This is a genomic window from Tolypothrix sp. FACHB-123, from assembly GCF_014697075.1.
Classification (GTDB): domain Bacteria; phylum Cyanobacteriota; class Cyanobacteriia; order Cyanobacteriales; family Nostocaceae; genus Aulosira.
This window is the reverse complement of record NZ_JACJRE010000001.1, coordinates 281,906-304,667: the sequence shown is the minus strand read 5'-3', so window position 1 is coordinate 304,667 and position 22,762 is coordinate 281,906. Positions and strand designations below refer to the sequence as shown.

The window sequence follows — 22,762 nt, the reverse complement described above, 5'->3', positions numbered from 1 at the left end:
GTTGTTATTTGAGAATCTTAGAAACAACACCAGCACCGATGGTACGACCACCTTCACGAATTGCAAAGCGCATCCCTTGCTCAATCGCGATTGGGTTGATCAATTCTACAGTCATTTTGATGCGATCGCCTGGCATGACCATTTCTGCCGCGCCGCCTTCATCAGAGGTAAAAGCTGTGATGGTGCCGGTTACATCAGTTGTCCGTACATAGAACTGGGGACGGTAGCCAGGGAAAAAAGGAGTTTTCCGACCACCTTCAGATTCTTTAAGAACGTAGACTTCACCTTCAAATTGAGTGTGAGGTGTAATTGAACCGGGTTTAGCTAGCACCATACCGCGTTCAATATCTGCCTTTTGGATACCACGTAGGAGTACACCTGCGTTATCCCCAGCCATACCTTCTTCGAGACTCTTCTTGAACATCTCGATCCCGGTTACGGTGGTATTACGGGTGTCTCTAATACCCACTAACTCAACAACATCACCGACCTTAACTTTACCGCGTTCAATCCGTCCGGTAGCAACTGTACCACGACCTGTGATGGAGAATACGTCTTCTACCGCCATCAAGAAGGGTTTGTCTATATCACGCTCAGGAGTGGGAATGTAGGAATCTACTGCGTCCATCAGTTGGTAGATTTTATCTACCCATTCATCTTCACCCCGTTGAGTTTTGGGGCTAGCAGTCATTTTTTCTAGAGCTTTGAGACCTGAACCCTTGATAATGGGAATATTGTCACCATCAAATTCATAGCTGCTCAGCAATTCTCTGAGTTCTAATTCCACCAACTCTAGTAATTCTGGGTCGTCCATCATGTCTTCTTTGTTCAAGAAGACAACCAGGCTGGGTACACCTACCTGCTTAGCTAGCAGGATGTGTTCGCGGGTTTGAGGCATAGGGCCATCAGTAGCAGCTACTACCAGAATTGCTCCATCCATTTGCGCCGCACCAGTGATCATGTTTTTCACGTAGTCAGCGTGTCCGGGACAGTCTACGTGAGCATAGTGGCGATTGGCGGTTTCATACTCAACGTGAGCGGTATTTATGGTAATACCCCGCGCCTTTTCTTCTGGTGCGTTGTCGATTTGGTCGTAGCCTTTAGCTACAGCTTGGCCCATAGCTGCCAAGGTCATGGTGATAGCTGCTGTTAATGTTGTTTTACCGTGGTCAACGTGGCCAACAGTACCGATGTTAACGTGGGGTTTATTCCTTTCAAACTTTGCGCGTGCCATGAATGCTCGTTTCCTTTTTTAATTAAGCGTTCCCTTTGCTTTTAGCGATGATTGCCTCAGCCACGTTGCGAGGCACTTCTTCGTAGTGGCTAAACTCCATTGAGAAGATGCCCCGACCCTGGGTTTTAGACCGGATATCGGTGGCGTAGCCAAACATTTCTGCCAATGGGACTTTAGCAGTCACTTTAGCAAGACCTTGCTCAGATCCCATACCCTCAATTTGTCCCCGACGAGAATTGAGGTCACCCATGACATCGCCCAGGAAGTTCTCTGGAACTTCGACTTCGACTTTCATCATAGGCTCTAAAAGGACGGGTGCAGCTTTGGTTACTGCTTCTTTCAACGCCATAGATCCGGCGATTTTGAAAGCCATTTCTGAAGAGTCTACATCATGGTAAGAGCCATCTACCAATGTTGCCTTCACATCAATGAGTGGATAGCCAGCTAAAATCCCTGATTCGCAGCATTCTTTCATTCCTTGTTCTGCGGGGCCAATGTACTCTTTTGGTACAACACCACCCACAATCTTAGAAACAAATTCAAAGCCGCTTCCTGGTTCACCTGGTTCCAAATCGATCACAACGTGACCATATTGACCCTTACCACCACTTTGGCGGATAAATTTACCTTCGATTTTGGAGACTGCTTTACGAATTGTTTCGCGGTAAGCAACTTGGGGCGCACCCACGTTTGCTTCCACTTTAAATTCACGTAACATCCGGTCTACCAGAATTTCCAGGTGTAGCTCTCCCATCCCTGCAATCACTGTTTGGTTGGTTTCAGGATCGACGTGGACGCGGAAGGTCGGGTCTTCTTCTGAGAGCGATTGCAGTGCCTTGGATAATTTATCCATGTCATTCTTGGTTTTGGGTTCAACCGCCACCGAGATTACAGGCTCAGGGATGAATAAAGATTCCAGAATTACTGGCGCTCCTTCATCAGTAATCGTGTCACCTGTTAAAGTATCTTTCAAACCCAACGCTGCACCTAGATCTCCAGCCCGCATTTCTTCGACATCTTGTCGTTCATCCGCTTTCAAAATAACTAGGCGTGAGATCCGTTCTTTCTTATTCTTGGTCGCGTTGAGAATGTAGCTGCCTTTCTTGAGAACACCAGAATAAACGCGCACAAAGGTTAGGCGACCATATGGGTCAGCCATAATCTTGAATGCTAAAGCTGATAAAGGTTCGTTATCATCAGCCCGACGTTCAACAGTATCACCGTTAGGCAATGTACCTTGAATTGCGGGGACATCAATTGGTGCTGGTAGATAATCTACAACCGCATCCAACATCAGCTGTACGCCTTTATTTTTGAATGCTGAACCGCAAAGCACTGGTACAATTGAACCCGCGATGGTTCCTTTGCGCAGAGCAGTCTGAATTTCCGCTTCTGTAAGTTCTTCACCCTCGAAGTACTTAGTCATCAAATCATCATCGGTTTCTGATACTGCTTCGATGAGTTTGGTGCGGTATTCTGCAGCTTGCTCTTGCAATTCGGCGGGAATTTCAGTTTCCTGAATATCTGTTCCCTGATCGTTGTTGTAAATATAGGCACGCATCCGTACCAGGTCAACGATGCCTTTAAATTCGGTTTCACTACCAATTGGTAGTTGAATGGCTATGGCATTAGCTCGCAAGCGATCGCGCATTTGCTCGTGAACTCTGTAGAAGTTCGCGCCTGTACGATCCATCTTGTTGATAAAGGCTATGCGCGGCACTTTATAGCGGTCTGCTTGTCGCCATACTGTCTCTGATTGGGGTTGAACACCACCTACAGAACAGAACACGGCGATTACACCATCCAACACACGCATGGAGCGTTCAACTTCGATAGTGAAGTCAACGTGACCTGGAGTATCGATAATGTTTATTTGATGATCTTTCCAACTGGTACTGATCGCAGCAGCGGTGATGGTAATACCTCTTTCCCTCTCTTGCTCCATCCAGTCGGTAACGGCGGTTCCTTCATGGACTTCGCCAATTTTATGAATTATCCCAGAGTAAAACAATATTCTCTCTGTTGTTGTTGTCTTGCCCGCATCTATATGCGCCGCAATGCCGATATTGCGTACTCTCTCTAGCGGGATCGTGCGTGCCACAGTAGCCTCCTATAGTTTTTGCCTCATGATATCTTGTATATTACTCTTTGTTAAGATTCTATACTTTTACGGAAAACCGTCTTTTTTTGAACCCCGCGATATATCGTTACCAGATATCACGATATACCGCTTTTGGATTTAGTAACGATAGTGAGCAAAGGCTTTGTTGGCTTCTGCCATGCGGTGTGTTTCTTCCCGCTTACGAATAGCATTTCCAGTTTCGTTGGCTGCATCCATTAACTCATTGGCCAACTTGCCAGCCATTGTGCGTCCGGGTCGAGAACGAGAAAATTGTACCAGCCAACGTAGTGCTAGGGTAGTACCCCGTTCTGAACGCACTTCCATTGGTACTTGATAGGTAGCTCCACCAACTCGGCGAGCTTTGACTTCTACTAAAGGAGTTGCGTTACGCACTGCTCTTTCAAAGGTTTCTAACGCTGGATTACCAGTGCGTTCTTCAATTGTTTTCATCGCATCATAAACGATGCGTGCCGCTAGTGATTTTTTTCCATGACGCATTATGCGCCGCATTATCATGCTAACCAGGCGGCTATTATAAACTGAGTCAGGCGGAACTGGGCGCCTTTGACTAACACCACGACGAGACATACTTCACCCTTAATTCGGTTTTGGCAACGAAATTATATGCTATCAGACACCGGAAACTAAAAGCGGTACGAACCGCCGCTCAAACTTCCTGAATTTTTCTTTTACAGATGCAGCCAGGTCAACCTAATTCACTTGTTACCTGACTTCAGATAAACAAGGCGACAACATTCATAAACCTTAATATCTAGATTAAAGCGTTGCTGTCACTTTCTACGATTCTGGTCAAAAGTTCCTACACTTGCTCGCTTAGTGAAAAACTTGATTTGTTGACACAGACAAAAGAAGTATAACTAATGCTGCGGCGAATGCCCTTTTTTGTTCGGTGCGTCCTTTTAGGCCAGACGATTAATCGTAATTTAATTCGATTAATCGTCTAGTTCCTATTTTTTCGCTTCTTTGGGACGCTTGGTTCCATACTTGGAACGTCCTTGCTTGCGGTCTTTGACCCCGGCTGTATCTAAGGTGCCACGGATAATATGGTATCTCACACCAGGGAGATCCTTAACCCGACCACCACGAATCATCACAACAGAGTGTTCTTGGAGGTTGTGACCGATACCTGGAATGTAAGCTGTTACTTCAAATCCAGAAGTCAACCTGACTCTTGCCACTTTCCGGAGGGCTGAGTTAGGCTTTTTAGGAGTAGTCGTGTATACTCTGGTACATACACCCCGGCGTTGGGGGCATTGTTTCAGAGCAGGAGACTTGGTTTTCTGACGCGCTTTTTCGCGTTCATTACGTATGAGCTGCTGTATAGTTGGCATGAGTTACAGCGCGTGAAGCTGCTTAGGGTCTAAGTTTTAACAAATCCTAATTATAACTTTTTTCAGGATTTCATGTCAATTAGTATTTTTCGGGGATTTTTGAGTCTGTGAATGTTCTAGATTATTGATGGTTGACTCAATATTCTGGATTCAGCTCGAAAGAATTGCCACATCCACAAATGGCGATCGCTTGGGGATTTTGGAAGCGAAAGCCCCCACCCATGAGATCTTCTGAATAATCAACGGTTAAACCATTAATATATTTTAAACTCTCGGCATCGATCACTGAAGGAATACCATTCAAGTCAAAAGTGCGATCGCCAACTTTAACAGTTTCATCAAAAGACAGATCGTAAAACCAGCCAGAACAACCACCAGGTTTAATTGTTAATCGAAATAAAACATTTTGTGGCTGCTTTAACTTTAACCTAAAGATTTCATTTGCAGCTGCGGGACTCAATTGAATCATAGAGTTTATTCTTAGACATTTTAAACCCGATCTTTAGAGTATTACAGAATGGGGCATTGGGCATTGGGCATTGGGCATGGGGCATTGGGCATTGGGCATTGGGCATTGGGCATTGGGCATTGGGGAGAAAAATCAATATTACCTACCGAATCCTTAATGCAAAATCCCACCCGATAAACAGGTGGGATAAGGTGAAAGATTGCTAAATTAGGACAATTTAACGGCTTGGCTCGCCAGTGCGGGCGTAATCATCTTGATAGCGGATGATGTCGTCTTCACCCAAGTATTCACCATTTTGAACTTCGATTAAAACCAAGGGAATGACACCAGGGTTCTCTAGACGGTGGGCTGTACATTGAGGTACATAGGTAGATTGATTGTTAGTTAATAAAATTTCGCGATCGCCGCACAATACCCTAGCTGTACCACAAACAACAATCCAGTGTTCGCTGCGGTGATGGTGCATTTGCAGGCTGAGGCGGTGTCCTGGCTTAACTTCAATGCGTTTAATTTTATATCCTCGTCCTTCTTCCAACACTGTGAAAGAACCCCAAGGGCGTAATTCTGTAGCTGCAACGCCTCTGGAAGTCACAGATGAAGGTAAGGGGAGAGTGTTAGTTTGTGTTGTTTCGGAAATTTGAACCATAGTAACCTCATTGAAAGACATTAAAAACCGTCTGTACTCTAAGAACCATTGATGAGAACTCTGGTGTTACCGTGTAGTTGCGAACATCAAGAATTGAGTCGTACCTTGCCTACCATAACAAAGAGAAAAATATAGTGCTGGAAATGTGTTGGGTAGGCAGAGGGGGGACAAGGAGGACAATGAATTTTAGATTTTAGATTTGCGATTTTGGATTTTAATCTAAAATCTAAAATCCAAAATCCAAAATTGTTTCCAATGCCCAATGCCCCATGCCCAATTCCTTACTTTTGTTCCAAGAAAATACCAATGCCGTTGTGGACACGGGCAGCAGTATTGGGGGAACGGTCAAGCAATTGCCCTCCTAGGTAAAGACTGGTGGAACTACCACCGTCCAAATTGAGAGCATCTACACAACCTAGAAGTTGCATTAGTTGAGCATGTTCCGCTAAAGTTGGGCCGGGGCCGCCTGCACGGTTGTGTGTGGCTGTAATCATCAATTGACCTGTGCTATTGGTACAGATACCACTGCGAATAGCTTTTTCCGCAATAAAGGCATCGCTAAATCTTTCGGCTTTACCATCAAGAACAATTTGACGATTTTTGATGAGTAGCGGCCCTGCACCAATGATGTTGGGATAACGACTAAAATCACTAGAAATTGTGGTGCTAGTAATGTTTATCGTGGTACCTAGAGGTAATTGGGCAGCAGTATTGACAGCGTTACCTCTCAAAACAAGCAGGTAGCCATCAGGGGGAATAGGAAAGCTTGTTTGCCCAGCTTTACCACCCGGTAATTGAGTGATAACTTGCTCTTTTTGGACTGTCAAGATGATTTCGTTATCTGAAAGGGGGGTGTAAGATTGTCCCCAAAGGCTGGTGTAACGGGCTATACCACTTTGAATATAGGCGCTGTTGAGAAAGAGAATTGGCGAACGCAAATTATTCGATGCAGTTAAAGTTTCTTGTAAGGTCAGGCGATCGAAGTAAAATTGTCCTGAATTGTTCCAAGCGATCGCGCCTCGGTTTAAGATCGGCCCGGATATCCATTGCCCATTTTGGCGAATTGCACCTAAAGGTAAGCGATTATTGCGGTTAAAGTAACCAGCATTAATGGCGGCTGCGGCTGAATATCTCGGTGCTATTTGCATTAAGGGAGAAGTTCCCTCTACTGCATTGGGATTGCTGTGAATCGGTTTTAATGTTAACCCAAAGGCGCGGGGATTAATTTCTAGCCAAACAACTGGGAAGCGTTCTTTACCTAAATTGACTATCTGCTGTCGCCAGCGTAATCCCCTAGCCCAGGTAATATCTTTTGCTACTAATGCATCCGGTCGTACATCAATAATCAGGCGATTGGGATTAGCGACAGTAGTAATTCTGGGTGACATCCCAAAAGGAATGCTCAAACTAATAACTGTTTGATTGTTGACTACCTCCACTTGCTTGATTAATGCTTCTGGTGCAGGTAATAACTGTTTGAGCAGATTTGGTACTGGCGCTGGTAATGGTGTTGGCGGTAGGGGACTATACAGTTGTATCAAAGCCGGATCGGCTATCCCATCGATGGTGACTTTCCAGATGCGATTGGGAATTTTAGCAGGTTTAGCAGTTGGCGTATCTGGATCTTGGGGGCTTTTGACAGGTAACTCTTGCCTAACTTGCCAAGGTGTGGGACGGTCTAGATTTACAGTCAAACGATCGCCAAAACTTTCTTGATTTTGTGAAATTTCTCTGACTTTTGCAGTTGGAGTAGAAATTACTAAAATGTTGCCATTGGCTTGGATTTGCCATCCTGCTGTCTGCGCTAAATTTGTAATATCTAAATAGCGATATCCTCTTTGCAGCCAAGCACTTAAAGATGTTGGTGTACTATTGGGTGAAAACCACTCTATTGGTTGTTGGGCAGGATTGTTAGTATTTAATAAGTCCACCCCGATTAATTGTCGGAGTGCGCCGTCACTGATGTGAATTGTCGGTTGATCTGCATTTACAGGACGCTGTAGCCAAGCCCCTGCAACAGTCCGACCATTGAGGGAAATTTGATTACCATAGATAATGCCCCGATTTGAGGGAACTGTAGACGCCTCTGGTTTTACAGTGGGTGCAGGGATATTGCTTGTAGGTAACTGTTGGGCCCTGGTAAGACTGGTAGTATATAAACACAGTGCCGTAACAACTACAGGTGAGATATAAGTCAGAAACCATCTGCTATCGCTCTGCTTGACAATAGCATTACTGTATTTTTTGCGATCGCAATTCGGCATTTTTAACATCATTTACGAGATACTTTGGAAAGTGGTCACCCAAGATATAGGTTCACTTATGATGCAGAATTATTAAACAATAACGATCTGAGTTTTAAATAAACGTGATAGTATATATGATGGCTTGTTGTCTCTTATGAGCATAAACAAGCGTTTCTTCATAAAACTACTGCAACTCAGTGTTTTAACTGGCACTTTCAGCAGCCCAAGATGGTAGTCTTGGTAACTAATGCTGGATTAAATTATTCACCCCTCACCGATGTTTGCTACTGCTAATACTTGAGTGAGGTATAGCTAGTAGTGACGCCAGTGGCAATCAATAAGAATCAACAAAAATTTTTGATACCAAGAGCAATATTTAGGAAGTGTCAAATGGGCATATAGTGTAATAGGCTGAAGTTTCTGACCTTATTCAGGTAATTTTGGCAACTTTAAGATCAGGTTGGTGATAACTACCTTTACCTGAAAAATCACTGTCATCTGGAAAAGAATTGAGAAAACACTTAGCTTCACGATATAAATATAAAGCTAATAGGGTAAAAGTAATTTAGCTAACTCAGCGTAAACACATAAAAATAACGCGAATATTTTAACACGGGTAAACCTAAATATAGAACCGAAGTTAATTTTTTTCCTCAAATTTCGGCGTTGATATTTTTCCCCCATTGCTCGAGGTTGAGAAGTTTTTCTCACAAGCAGCAGCAAAATTCGTAACTCAGGATTTCAGGAACAGTCTATGAATAATCAACCAAGGAAGCAAGTGCAGAATATGACATTTTCAGATACTGACTCACAGGGTAATTACCAAGGACAAAGGTGGTTAGTTGAGGAACGAGATGCTTGTGGTGTGGGGTTTATTGCCCATCGCCAAAATTCTGCCAGCCACGAAATTGTGACCAAAGCTTTAACAGCTTTGACTTGCTTAGAACACCGGGGTGGTTGTAGTGCTGATCAAGATTCAGGGGATGGTGCAGGGATATTGACTGCGATACCTTGGGAGTTGTTCCAAGACTATATCCCCAAGGGGACAGAATCTAACTCTACCAGCAATTTAGCGGTGGGGATGATTTTCTTACCGCAAGACCCCCAAGCAGCCCAACAATCGCGGGTAATGGTGGAAAAAATTGCGGCTGAAGAAAAATTAACTGTATTGGGCTGGCGAGTAGTCCCCGTACAGCCAGAAACTTTAGGGATACAAGCAAAAGAAAATCAACCGCAAATTGAACAAGTCTTTTTATCAGCACAGACAAGCGGTGAAGAACTAGAAAGGGCGCTTTATATTACCCGGCGGCGGATTTTTAAAGTAGCCAAAAGTGTTTCTGAAGACTTTTATATATGCTCCTTGTCGAGTCGCACAATTGTTTATAAAGGGATGGTGCGTTCGGCGGTATTGGGAGAGTTTTATCTAGATTTAAAAAATCCTGCTTATAAAAGTGCTTTTGCTGTTTATCACCGCCGCTTTAGCACCAATACCATGCCCAAGTGGCCTTTAGCTCAACCGATGCGGTTGTTGGGTCATAATGGCGAAATTAATACTTTGCTAGGCAATATTAACTGGATGATGGCGCGAGAAGCGACTTTAGCCCATCCAGTCTGGGGTGATCGCATTGAAGAATTCAAGCCCTTAGTTCACATTAACAACAGCGACTCAGCTACCCTAGATAACGTCCTCGAACTCTTAGTGCGATCGGGACGCAGCCCCTTAGAAGGCTTGATGATGCTAGTTCCTGAAGCTTATCAAAATCAGCCTTCTTTAAAGGATTATCCGGAAATTACCGATTTTTACGAATATTACAGTGGTTTGCAAGAAGCGTGGGATGGCCCGGCACTATTGGTATTTAGTGACGGGCAAAAAGTAGGCGCAACCTTAGATCGTAACGGTTTAAGACCTGCGCGTTACGTCATTACCAAAGACGATTACATTGTTGTCGCTTCCGAAGCGGGTGTAGTAGATCTCCCAGAAGCAAACATCGTAGAAAAAGGTAGACTCGGCCCGGGGCAAATGATTGCCGTGGATTTGACTACCAACGAAGTGCTAAAAAATTGGGAAATTAAACAACGAATTGCCAAGCAGCACCCCTATGGGGAATGGTTGCAACAGCACCGTCAAGACCTCAAATCATTGGTAATAGGTCATTCAGCAACCAGTAATGGCAATGGGAATGGTGTGGCGAGCAGCAATGGGAATGGGCATCTCCCTAATAACAACGGACACATCGCCCCAGAAAAGACAATAGATAGACAAACCTTGCTGCAACATCAAGTAGCCTTTGGCTACACCACAGAAGATGTGGAAATGGTGATTCAGCCAATGGCGATGCAAGGTTCTGAACCCACCTTCTGTATGGGTGATGATATTCCTCTGGCGGTGTTGTCAGAAAAACCCCACTTGCTGTATGACTATTTCAAACAGCGCTTTGCGCAGGTAACTAACCCGGCGATTGACCCCTTAAGAGAAAAGCTAGTGATGTCTCTCAAGGTGGAACTGGGCGAACGGGGTAACTTATTAGAAGTCAAGCCAGAATATGCGAAAAGAATCAAACTCGATTCGCCTGTACTCACAGAAAAAGAATTAGCGGCGATTAAACTTTCCGGCTTTGCAACGGCGGAATTGTCAACATTATTTGAAATTGCTTCCGGGCCAGAAGGCTTAAAAACAGCCGTAGAGTCATTACAAGCCAAAGCGGCAGAATCAGTGCGGGCGGGTGCAAAGATTTTGATATTGAGCGATCGCTCACCTTTAGGCACAGAATACAGCTATATTCCCCCACTGTTGGCAATAGGTGCAGTTCACCATCACCTGATCAGTCAAGGCTTGCGGATGAAAGCCTCGCTGATTGTCGATACAGCCCAATGTTGGAGTACCCATCACTTTGGTTGTTTGATTGGCTATGGTGCAGCGGCTGTTTGTCCTTACATGGCTTTAGATACCGTCCGCGATTGGTGGTCAGATCCGAAGACACAGCAGTTTATGACCAGAGGTCAAATTGCGACGATTACCTTAGAACAAGCGATCGCCAATTATCGCAAAGCTGTAGAATCTGGATTACTGAAAATTCTCTCGAAAATGGGAATTTCTCTGCTGTCCAGCTATCAAGCAGCCCAAATCTTTGAAGCCATCGGTATTGGTGGCGATTTATTAGCACTCGGATTCAAAGGTACAGCTTCCCGCATCGGTGGTTTGAGTGTGGGTGAATTGGCGCAGGAAATTCTCTCCTTCCATCACAAAGCGTTCCCCGAACTGACAACCAAGAAGTTAGAAAACTTAGGCTTTGTGCAGTATCGTCGTGGCGGCGAATACCACATGAACAGCCCCGAACTCGCCAAAGCATTGCATAAAGCTGTAGATGGGAAGCAATACGACCATTACGAAGTTTACAAACAACACCTGCAAAATCGACCAGTCACCGCTTTGCGCGACTTGTTAGACTTCCAAAGCGATCGCCCATCCATTCCTTTAGAAGAAGTCGAGTCAGTTAGCGATATTGTTAAACGCTTCTGTACTGGGGGAATGTCTTTAGGTGCGTTGTCTAGAGAAGCCCACGAAACTTTAGCGATCGCCATGAATCGCATCGGTGGTAAATCCAACTCCGGCGAAGGTGGCGAAGATCCGGTTCGTTATAACGTGTTGGATGATGTGGATGAATCCGGTCATTCTCCCACCCTTCCCCACCTCAAGGGATTAAAGAATGGTGACACAGCTTCTAGTGCGATTAAACAAGTTGCATCGGGACGCTTTGGTGTGACACCCGGTTACCTAGCCAGCGCCCAGCAAATTGAAATTAAAATTGCTCAAGGTGCAAAACCAGGGGAAGGCGGACAATTACCAGGGCCAAAGGTAAGTCCTTATATCGCCATGTTGCGGCGTTCCAAACCCGGTGTTACCTTAATTTCCCCACCACCGCACCATGATATCTACTCCATTGAAGACCTCGCCCAGTTAATTTTTGACCTGCATCAAATTAACCCCAGAGCACAAGTATCTGTGAAGTTAGTCGCAGAAATTGGTATTGGTACCATCGCCGCAGGTGTAGCTAAAGCTAACGCCGATATCATCCAAATTTCCGGTCATGATGGCGGTACAGGTGCTTCACCTCTGAGTTCGATTAAACACGCTGGTTCACCGTGGGAACTCGGATTAAGCGAAGTCCATCGCGTACTCATGGAGAACAGTTTGCGCGATCGCGTAATTCTGCGTGTTGATGGCGGTATCAAGAGTGGCTGGGATGTGCTAATCGGTGCCTTGATGGGCGGCGAAGAATTTGGTTTCGGTTCCATCGCCATGATTGCGGAAGGCTGTATTATGGCGCGGATCTGCCATACCAATAACTGTCCTGTGGGTGTTGCTTCCCAAAAAGAAGAACTCCGCAAGCGCTTCTCTGGTATGCCAGAACATGTTGTGAATTTCTTCTACTTTATCGCGGAAGAAGTACGCAGTCTGTTGGCGAAGCTAGGCTATCGTTCTCTCTCGGAAGTAGTTGGACGCGCAGATTTATTGAAAATGCGCGAAGACATCAAACTCACCAAAACCGAATCAATCAATCTCAACTGCTTGCTTCAGTTACCAGATACCAAAGAAAATCGTAACTGGTTGGTGCATGAAGAAGTTCACAGCAACGGTGCAGTGATCGATGATGAATTACTCGCCGATCCAGACATTTTAGCGGCGATTCGTCATCAATCGACCATCTCCAAAACCGTGAAAATCGTCAACACCGATAGAACCGTCGGCGCGAGATTATCCGGCGCGATCGCTTCTAAATACGGTGATAGCGGCTTCGCAGGACAAATTCATCTCAACTTCCAAGGTAGTGTCGGGCAAAGTTTTGGCGCTTTCAACCTTCCGGGAATAATTCTCCGTCTCGAAGGCGAAGCCAACGACTATGTAGGTAAAGGGATGCATGGTGGTGAAATCATCATCAAACCCCCAGCTAATGCTAGCTATGACCCAGCACAAAACGTCATCGTTGGCAATACCTGCCTCTATGGTGCTACTGGTGGCGTGTTATTCGCCAACGGTTTAGCCGGAGAACGGTTTGCTGTGCGTAACTCCAAAGGTGTCGCCGTCATTGAAGGCGCAGGGGATCACTGCTGTGAATACATGACAGGTGGTGTAATTGTCGTCCTCGGTAAAGTTGGACGCAACGTTGCTGCGGGGATGACAGGGGGATTAGCTTACTTCTTAGATGAAGATGGTTCTTTCCCTGAATTGGTGAACAAGGATATTGTCAAGATTCAACGAGTTAGCACCGAAGCGGGTGAGAAACAGCTCAAAGAATTAATTCAAACACATGGCGATCGCACTGGTTCGCCTAAAGCAAAATTAATTCTGCAAAATTGGCAAGAATACTTACCTAAATTCTGGCAATTAGTACCACCTTCTGAGGCTGATAGCCCAGAAGCTAATCCTCAAATTAAACAATTGAGTGCAGTTTAGGAGATTGAGTTTGTAGTCAGGACTAAGTTTCTGGCTACATTAAAAAGGGACACAGGTAATTAAATTTATCTGTGTCCCTTGATTTTTTATTTTGGATTTATGCAGATTTGGGAAAAATCTCTAGGGTTTTATTTGGTTTGCAGAATTAACTACAGATTATTTTCACCCTAAGATAATTATTTCAAAATCAAATAGTAACTCAACGGCTGATTGACGGTTGAAATTTAAACGCAAAGGTACGCAAAGGTAAGCGCAGAGGTACGCAGAGAATTAATGAAAGTTGTAATCAGCTAAATAAGGTCAAGAGATTGTAACCAATGACAAATGACAAATTACTTTTTATTTGCTGCTATTTTTTGTTCTTTCTCTTGCATTTCTAAGAGTTCTGGAACAGTGACAAAGCTGTAGCCTTCTTTGCGGAAGTTTTCAATTATAGTTGGTAAGGCTGCTACGGTTTGGGAACGATTACCACCACCATCATGTAAGAGTACAATTCCACCAGGTTTAGCGGTTCTAAAAACATTATTGATTAAGTTTGGTACAGAGGGGCGCGAGTAATCTTTAGAGTCAGAAGACCACATGATAATAGCGTATTTGCTATTTCTGGCGTAAGCTGCCACACCATTGCGCATATTGCCTCCTGGTGGGCGAAATAAGTTGGTTTTCACCCCTGTAAGTTGATAAATTAAGCTAGTGGTATTCTCAATTTCATAAGCCGCTGTTTGGGGATTCATGTGATGATACCAGTGATGCCAAGTATGGTTCGCGATTGTGTGACCCTCAGCTACCACTCGCTTTGTTAAATCGGGAAAATTTTTGACGTTCTGCCCAACTACAAAAAATGTCCCTTTGATATCATTCTTCTTTAAAATATCTAGCACCTGTGCAGTGCTTTCTGGCCAAGGGCCATCATCAAAAGTTAGCGCAATGACTTTTCTATCTGGACTGAGTTTCGCTGATTCAATGGTTGCGCCGAGAAAACTTTGTGGTACAGCATAAGCAAAACCCTTAGCCTGGGCTTGTTGTTGCCAACTTGTCAGCATCGTTGATTTTAAACCTTCAATCCGCGCCTGAGTCCCAGCTTTAGCAGATGTAGTGATTTCATTTATACTTTGCTGACTCTGTGCTTCTGAGGTATTAGGTTTGACAAGCATCATCAAACCAAGACTAAAACTACTAACTAAGGCAACTAGTGCAATTAATAATCCTTGCGGCCAAAAAAACGACTTATGATTTTCCACTTCATAGCTCCTTCAAGGGTCGAACCATCAAATACGTACCTAGCGATACGTTATAACATATCTTTTTACACACTTAGTTACAGTAATAACTACTGCTATTCTTGAAAAATTTAATCAAGATTAACAGAAATTTCGTAATTAGTCATATATGTAAAAAATTACAATGAAATCCGGATTCTCTGATTTCATAAAAACTGATGCTTACACGATATTAAGTAATCGTGTCAACTCAGTAATCTATAAAAATTCGCATGGCATGGATACTAATTAAATAGGCAAAATTAGGACACAGTAAAATCAGGTGATTTACCGCACCTTACCTCAACTATGTTAGTAACATTACTAAATTTGCTTAGACCTCTTGCTTATTAGTTGATAAATGGCGAAACAACTAACCCATGCAGGCTTGGGCTTGTCAATCTCCTAAATCTATTCAAAAATTAAGCTACTGAATTAGCTTATTAAGGAATATCTAACCAAAAAACATTTAACTAATTATTCAGTTTTATTAGGTGACAAGGTATATTGTACTGTTGACAGCCAATTTTTCTTTTTTAAGAAAAAGTTAAATTTTCAACTTGTAGACTATTAACCTTACCTTCCATAGAATAAAGAGACTATATTTACTAAAATATAGTTTCTCATCGATCAAGCTAATTGAGTAGTTAACTTAGCTACTCTTTACTTGTTGAGCCACAAAAATTTTTTGGCATCCGATTTCTACAGGTTGGTAATAATACCTTAATATGACTTAAATTATTAAGTCATTATTGAGTTGGTTGCAATAGCAAACAATTATTGGAGCTATCTATAATCACACTAAATATTTTTTACCTTAAACAAGGTTAATTAGCCAGTGTCTAGTTTAATAAATCAAATACTTTTTTAACCGCATATTTACTGAGATTTAATTGTTGAATTTGGCTGCTATTATAGCACATTTCAAAAAAAATCAAATATAAATTCTATTCAGGCAGAAAAATATAGAACTAAAGTTTTGTTCTGAGGAAGTCTGTTATCAGACTTTTCGCCAAGGTCAAAAAACCAGATAGGGTAAGAGTTTTGTGAGTTGAGTAGGGTAGCTGATTGACGCACTCAAGAGAAGCAAAGAGATGAACTAGCTACTCAATAATAAAGAGTTTAATTCAGCACTCAGTAATTTGGTGATAGATGATGAGGAACTTTTGGGAAGCTGCATTATTTAGCGAGCTACGTAATAAAATTACCTCTATGAAGAATATCAAGAGAATTAATCCTCTAGTGGAGTAATTAGGATTTATACCGTATTGTCGGTTTCGATGGTAATTTCACAAGTTTTTTTAGGTTTTAATATTAGCTGCATAGATAAATATGAATTATTCAAATTCACGCATGAGCAAAGATTATTTAATACTAGTAATAATTTGGTCGATCGGATTAATTATAGATAGATTATGGTTTTTTTTAGATGACTCAATTCCTTCCTACGATCAAAGCGCTCATTTAACTACAGCATTACATCATTTTCGTATTTTTCACAATTTCCATATTTTCTCAAGAGATTGGTGGTTATCGCTATGGCAGTTAACACCAAGTTACCGCGCACCTTTTGTCTATATCTGTACAGTACCGTTTTTTTTCTTATTTGGTAAGGGCTACGATCAAGCAAGTTTAGTTAATTTAATATATAGCGCAGTCATTATTATATCGGTATATCATTTAGCTAAATATTTATTTAACAGTACAAAAATAGGTATTACAGCCAGCATATTCTGCTTATTATTTCCCATTTTGGGAATTATGCGGACAGATTATTTATTAGATTATGGTTTAACAGCAATTGTTACATTGACTTTTACAATATTAACGATTTGGAAAGATAGCGATCGCGGTTTGAAATCGTGGATATTAACCTTGGGTTTTGGGTTAGGTATTGGGCTAATAATGCTGGCGAAACCGACAGGGTTTATTTTTCTTTTAATTCCTGGGATTTTAACATTCATTAACTTTGTCCGAAAACGTAAATATATTAAGCTATTACAAACATGTTTATCTTTAATTGTAGCTTGGTTAATTTGTGGTTCTTGGTACAGTTTAAATTGGTTAACGATTATTACCTCTGCAATCAATGCTAACAATGTTGGTAAAGCGGAAGGCGATCCACCATCTACTACTATTGCGGGATGGTTAGTGTATCCCCAAATTTTACCGGAAACTGTCGGTTTTCCGATATTATTCGTGAGTATAGGAATTTTATTAGTTTACCTAATTAAACATAAATTTTCTAGAGAGGGAGTACTAGAAAAATGGAATAGTTCAGGCGTAAATTGGTTACTGATTTTCTTGTTAAGTAGCTATATTATTTGTTCCCTAGGGACAAATAAAGATGTGAGATTTATTTTACCTTTATTTCCTATAATTAGTTTAATTTTATCTTACTGTTTTAATTTAATTAATAGTAAGCATTTTGATAGAGTAAGATTTATAGCTATTGGTTTAAGCGCTATCATTTTAGTCAATAATTTATTTTCTTTACCGCTAATTCAAGGATGGGGAGGAAAACATTTACCCAGTGATGAGGGTACAAAATATCCTTTGGCGCAGTTGATAGATAAGATTAATCAAACTAATCCATATTTAATGTCAACTTTAGGTGTGATTCCAGTGTCTACACCGCAAGTTAATGAGTTTACTTTAGATTATTTTGGCACTTTAGCAGATTTTCGTGTCTACGGTAGGAAAGTGACGATGAAATTATCTCAAATAGAACAAGATTTAAAGTACTTTCCTTGGTATGTAACTAAAGATAATGAACCAGATGAACCAGGAGAACGGGGAGAAACTAAACGCAAATTTAAAGCTTTAGTAGAATCTGATCCTGATTTAAAATTACAGGCTGATTGGGTATTACCAAGTGGAGATAAATTAAGATTATATAGACGAGTAAATCCTGATGTAGTAGTTGAGAAAGTAAATAATGTTAATTCGGGAATTAATTTAAAGCCAGTAATCAGTAATAATCAGTTAGTAGCCGGACATAGTAACCCAGTTAGTTATCAAATAACTGGTGAATGGGATGATTTGCAAAATGGCTTATTACTCTTAAAATGGCAGCATGACAAATCGTCTTGGTATCACGATCATGCTATTGGATTAGGTAATTTATATTGTGGCGTTAAATGTCATCCTCAAGAAAATTTTCAGGTAAGTGAGACTATTTCGACATTTCTTCCTCAACAATTAGGATTAGGAGAATATCAACTTTCTGCCCAATATTTAGATAGAAGAACTGGTAAGGTTACATCTTTAAATATTCCTGCAACTACTGTAACTGTAACAGATAAGGGGAAGATAGACAAAGCACCAGCATTAGACTTAGTTTCCCACATGTCACAATTAGCATTAGAGTTACAAAAGGGGAAACTAGATAATATATTTGTGCAAATAGATAATTTCAATCAATACGATCCTACGCAAGATTATTTAAAACAAATTGAATTAGCTGCTAATTATCGTCTGCAAAACGAACCAAGTAACCTCAATTGGCGTTATACTCTAGTGTTGGCAGAACTTTTACAGCGCCAAGTTCCAGAATTAATTGAAAATTTGACAGAATTAACTAAATATGATGCGAAAAATCCCTATGTATGGCTGTATTTAGCTTTTATTTATTTATATGATTTTCAACCAAGACAAGCGGAACCAAAATTAGCGATCGCAGAAAAATTAAACCCCAATATTCCGGAACTAAAAACTTTAAAAACAGTAACAAATATTATGAAATTTTTACCAATAATTAATTTTTAAATATGCGCCCATTCACAGATAAAGAATGGTTAATCAGCTTGCTAGTGGCTTCTCTAGTTTTGTGGCTGATATTTTTAGGTAATCTACCCTTAAGAGATTGGGATGAAGGTACTTATGCAATCGTCGCTAGAGAAATTTACCGCAATGATAATTGGTTGTATCCCACACTTAATGGAGAACCATTTTTATTAAAACCACCTTTGATGCAGTGGTTAATTGCACTGTGCTACCACATTGGAGGAGTACAAGAATTTACTACTCGCTTTCCTGGGGCTATATTAACAGCTTTGGGAGTACCTTTACTTTATTTAGTAGGGCGTTTAGTTTTTCCACAAAGCCTACCAGCTTTATTTGCAGCTTTAGTTTATCTGACAATGTTACCAGTGGTGCGTCATGGCAGATTGGCAATGTTAGATGGGATGACGATTTCGTTTTTTCTTCTATTATTATTTTGTCTATTAAAGGCGCGTCATAATCAAAAGTATGCTTTAGGAATAGGTTTCTGTTTAGGGTTAATTACTCTGACTAAGGGCTTGTTAGTTTTAGTTTTAGGCGGAATTGCGGTATTATTTATTTTAGTAAATAGACAATTTAGTTTATTGAAAAACCCCTACTTATGGTTGGGAATGTTATTAGGAAATGCACCTGCGATCGCCTGGTATTTTCTCCAATGGCAACATTATGGTAATTTCTTTTTAGAAGTGCATTTTCAAGCCCAAGCTATAGATAGACTAGGACAAGCGGTAGAAGGTAATTCTGGCCCTTTTTGGTACTATTTAATTGAAATACTTAAATATGGATTTCCTTGGCTATTATTCTTACCTGGAGGTTTATATTTAAGTTGGCAAAAACGTCAGACAACTTGGGGTAGTTTAATTCTCATCGGGACAATTGTTTATTTAGGCATTATTTCTGTGATGCGAACTAAACTACCTTGGTATGTAATGCCTATATATCCCTTTTTAGCTTTAGCAATTGGAGTAAAATTAAGCAATATTTGGCAGCAGCAAGATAAATTTAAAAGTAAATTTCTGACTGTATTCTTTGCATTTCTCTCGGTTGTTGGCTTGGGAGGCTGCGTTTACTTTATTATTGCTGAACCCCAGCCAACTTTAATTGTTATGAGTATTTTTTTTGCAATTAGTATGGGTGTAACTGCATGGCTAATTAAACAGCGTAACCGTCAGTTTATTCCAGTTTTATTGTCTGGAATGTATTTAGTTTTAGCGCTGTTTGTGAGTTCAAAATCTTGGGTTTGGGAGTTAAACGAAGCTTTTCCAGTTAAGCCAGTAGGCGCATTAATTCGGGCTAATGTACCAGCCGGAACACAAATTTATACTTCTTTTGCTTATAGTCGCCCCAGTTTAGATTTTTACAGCGATTGTAAGGTGACTGCTGCGAATCTGCAAGTTTTACAACAAATGGTAGAGCAAAAATCTTATTTATTGTTAGATGATGTAACTTTGCCAAAGATAAATATATCTGAGAGTAACGTAATAGGTAAATCTGCCAACTTTATCCTAATTCGCACGAACAAATAAGTAGACATCATCGCGCTGATATTGTAATTTAAATTTTGATTGAATTTGCAATTGATTAACTAAATTTTGATAATCTGTAGCGCTTGCAGCCCAGCCAGGGTGACGTAGATTAAGTAAAATATAATGGAACTTATATAAATCTTGAGAATTATATTTAAAACTAATTAACTTTCTATGAGTTAAATGTGGGGTAATTATATCTGTAGTAAATACACTATCTGGGGTTTTGACAAGAGCGATCGCATCTTTTGTAGCTTGCCAATTATCCAAGTTTTTGAGATATCTGGATGTAAAGAAGCCAAACTTACCTAAAACTAAAAATCCCATTAAAGACCATAATATAATAGTACGGTTTTGCTTAATCCAGGCTTTACCGTTGGCGAGGGTGGCAATTACAGCTAAAATTAAAAATGGTAGTGCTGGTAAAGAGTAATGCAGCACCAGATTTTTTTGTGATATGTGATTGGCAAGAATATTCAATCCTATACAGGGAATTGCGCCTATTAGGGGTAGGATAGATTCTGCTCTTAAACCCCATAAGACAGGGGCGAATAAAAAAAATAAATATTCTAAATTAATAGCGGAAAAAATATTGTTAATAATCACTCCTGGGTGAGATAGAAAAATTTGCACCATCTCCGCAAAGGAGTTTCCTAGATAGGAATAGCGGTAAAGATGGCGGTTGAGTAATGCTGCTTCTGTGCCAAAAACGGGGATAATAAAATTATTGGCAATGATAAACCAAGCTGTACCGCTAAAAATTGCGATCGCACCATAAAAACGTCTCTGTTCAAACCAAAGTAGCCAAATTCCCATCGCTACTACAGTTAAGGATAATACAGCTTTACAACCCAACACTAAAACAATACTGAAAATAAACCAAGCTGTTTTTCTACTTCTTGCTACTAACACTGCTGTTAAAAGTGCAGGTACAGCAATAACATCTGGATGAAAATCACACAAATTACTGTTATAAACTACCGGGTAGAGAAGATATACACCTACCATTACTAATGCTTGGCTTTTTTTTAAACCTGCTTGTATTGCTAGCAAATATGTAGGTAAACCACCTAAAGCCAAAGCAAAAGATTGGACTGCAAATAGCCAATAAACGCTAGAATAAATTTTGTATAATAACGCCAAGGGATACAAAATCCAAGCAGCATGATCGGCTAAAGCATGAAACCCGATAATTGAAGAAATGGGAGTTTCTCCCTGACTAATTAAGTAAATTCCTTGATCGAAAAATGCTAAATCTCCCGATGAATTAAATAATTCATGTCTCAGGCTGCTAGAGATAAATAAAATGCTGGTGCTTATGCCAAGAATTGCACCGAGAATATAAGATTTTTGGAAAAGTTTTTCCACTATAATTTATTATGAATATTTTCAATAATTTTTAGATTTTGATTTGGGAAAGATTGTATCACAATTTTGAACAATAAACCAAAGCGTAAAACCTAAAGGTATAGAAAAAATTTGGATATATATATGAGTTCCCAGATAGCTAAAGAATGAAGCCATTTGCACTGATATTGCTACCCAACGATATTGGGGAAAGTAAAAGGCAAAGATAATTGATAAGATATCAGCCGGATAGAAATATCTTTCATGCATTTTAGGCAAGATATATGGCATAAACAACACAGAGATTGTCGCCAAATGTATCAGCCTATCTTGAGTAATTTCTAGCCGACTTTTATAAACACGATATGCTAAAAATAGCATTGCCGCTACAGTTAAAATTAAACCAATCGGCACAACAATATTATAGAAATTATTCGGAATCCATTGATAAAGGTTAGGAGAGTTTTTCGCTAATTCCTTATATTTATTCGCTTGATTAAAGTAAACTAAAAGCAAATCTTTCATTGGTCTACCAGCAAACCAAGCTGGGAGCATGAAAACTACATATACTAAAGGAATTATCGGTAACAAATACCAAGATATTCTCTTTTTTATCACCATGATTAATAGTAAGGGTGAGAGAAACATAGCTTGGAATTTAAAAGAAATCGCCACACCAAAACTGACTAGTGCTGGTATTTGTTTATAAATAGATAAAAAATAAACACAGGCTATCAATCCAGTCGTATAAATAACATCGCATTGACCCCACAAGGCACTATTATAAATTACAGTTGGACTTAAGATAATTGCCAGAAATGCTAGTATTGGCATGTTGCCTATTGGGTATTTTAATCTGACAATTTTGTAAGTTAAAAAAGCACATAAAAAATCAACCGACATAGCAAAAAGCTTGATCGCCAGAATTTTGGGCAAGCCAGAAAGTAGAGTAGCGGCAATTAAAATCCAGTAGAGATAGGCAGGTGTATAGTCAGCAAAACCATGTTTTAAAGCGCTAAACCCACCATTAGAGGCGATAAAATCATACCAAGGATCTAAAAAATATTTATAATCAACTGATTTATTGGGAACACAAATCCAGCGGATGAATATAGCAAATATAATACCTGCAATTAAATATTTGGTAACTGGATAATTTAACCAAGATTTGATTGATTTTAATAATGTTTTCTCGGAAGTTTTCGCCATAAATGTCAATCAGTTATCCAGAAATTAAGAAATCTGTTGTTAATACAGGCTGATAATTTGGATAGCATAGCAAAATACCTAGAGCTACGCTCAAAGGCACAATAGCATAAACTA

At 40.6% G+C, this 22,762-nt stretch carries 14 protein-coding genes; 3 read left to right on the top strand and 11 right to left on the bottom strand.

Going from position 1 to position 22,762, the window contains the following annotated elements:
• Window positions 1–4 precede the first annotated feature (4 nt).
• The 8 genes from tuf to H6G41_RS01090 form a co-directional block, all read right to left on the bottom strand.
• Window positions 5–1,234, bottom strand: a complete 1,230-nt coding sequence (gene tuf, locus H6G41_RS01120; RefSeq protein ID WP_190742797.1) for an elongation factor Tu — start codon at window positions 1,232–1,234, stop codon at window positions 5–7.
• A 22-nt stretch (window positions 1,235–1,256) separates the two neighbouring features.
• Complete coding sequence (gene fusA / locus H6G41_RS01115) at window positions 1,257–3,335, bottom strand: elongation factor G (protein WP_190742796.1); 2,079 nt, start codon at window positions 3,333–3,335, stop codon at window positions 1,257–1,259.
• A 138-nt stretch (window positions 3,336–3,473) separates the two neighbouring features.
• Entirely contained in the window at window positions 3,474–3,944 is a 471-nt protein-coding gene (rpsG, locus tag H6G41_RS01110; protein ID WP_096645622.1) for a 30S ribosomal protein S7, read from the bottom strand.
• Between the two features lie 380 nt (window positions 3,945–4,324).
• Complete coding sequence (gene rpsL, locus H6G41_RS01105; protein ID WP_086687982.1) at window positions 4,325–4,708, bottom strand: 30S ribosomal protein S12; 384 nt, start codon at window positions 4,706–4,708, stop codon at window positions 4,325–4,327.
• Between the two features lie 136 nt (window positions 4,709–4,844).
• Complete coding sequence (locus H6G41_RS01100; RefSeq protein WP_190742794.1) at window positions 4,845–5,177, bottom strand: iron-sulfur cluster assembly accessory protein; 333 nt, start codon at window positions 5,175–5,177, stop codon at window positions 4,845–4,847.
• A gap of 41 nt (window positions 5,178–5,218) precedes the next feature.
• Entirely contained in the window at window positions 5,219–5,347 is a 129-nt protein-coding gene (locus tag H6G41_RS35605) for a hypothetical protein (protein ID WP_277877979.1), read from the bottom strand.
• Between the two features lie 47 nt (window positions 5,348–5,394).
• Window positions 5,395–5,823, bottom strand: a complete 429-nt coding sequence (locus H6G41_RS01095; protein WP_190540921.1) for a phosphomannose isomerase type II C-terminal cupin domain — start codon at window positions 5,821–5,823, stop codon at window positions 5,395–5,397.
• Window positions 5,824–6,104: 281 nt separating this feature from the next.
• Entirely contained in the window at window positions 6,105–8,096 is a 1,992-nt protein-coding gene (locus H6G41_RS01090; RefSeq protein ID WP_190742891.1) for a phosphodiester glycosidase family protein, read from the bottom strand.
• Window positions 8,097–8,823: 727 nt separating this feature from the next.
• Between H6G41_RS01090 and gltB the strand changes: the two genes are divergently transcribed.
• On the top strand, window positions 8,824–13,524 hold the full coding sequence (gene gltB, locus H6G41_RS01085) for a glutamate synthase large subunit (RefSeq protein ID WP_190742792.1): 4,701 nt from the start codon (window positions 8,824–8,826) through the stop codon (window positions 13,522–13,524).
• A 332-nt stretch (window positions 13,525–13,856) separates the two neighbouring features.
• Here the strand turns inward: gltB and H6G41_RS01080 are convergent, their stop codons facing one another.
• Complete coding sequence (locus H6G41_RS01080; protein ID WP_190742790.1) at window positions 13,857–14,765, bottom strand: polysaccharide deacetylase family protein; 909 nt, start codon at window positions 14,763–14,765, stop codon at window positions 13,857–13,859.
• Window positions 14,766–16,115: 1,350 nt separating this feature from the next.
• Between H6G41_RS01080 and H6G41_RS01075 the strand changes: the two genes are divergently transcribed.
• The gene (locus tag H6G41_RS01075; RefSeq protein ID WP_190742788.1) at window positions 16,116–18,551 is read left to right on the top strand and encodes a glycosyltransferase family 39 protein; all 2,436 of its coding nucleotides are present in this window, start codon (window positions 16,116–16,118) and stop codon (window positions 18,549–18,551) included.
• Between the two features lie 2 nt (window positions 18,552–18,553).
• Window positions 18,554–20,092, top strand: a complete 1,539-nt coding sequence (locus H6G41_RS01070) for a glycosyltransferase family 39 protein (RefSeq protein ID WP_190742786.1) — start codon at window positions 18,554–18,556, stop codon at window positions 20,090–20,092.
• On the opposite strand, the gene H6G41_RS01065 is transcribed toward H6G41_RS01070, so the two are convergent.
• Window positions 20,072–21,460 (bottom strand): DUF2079 domain-containing protein, encoded by a 1,389-nt coding sequence (locus H6G41_RS01065; protein WP_374939402.1) that lies wholly within the window; start codon window positions 21,458–21,460, stop codon window positions 20,072–20,074. The two genes, H6G41_RS01070 and H6G41_RS01065, sit on opposite strands and share 21 nt — an antisense overlap.
• Before the next feature lie 21 nt (window positions 21,461–21,481).
• Entirely contained in the window at window positions 21,482–22,648 is a 1,167-nt protein-coding gene (locus tag H6G41_RS01060; RefSeq protein WP_190742784.1) for a hypothetical protein, read from the bottom strand.
• Between the last annotated feature and the right edge of the window lie 114 nt (window positions 22,649–22,762).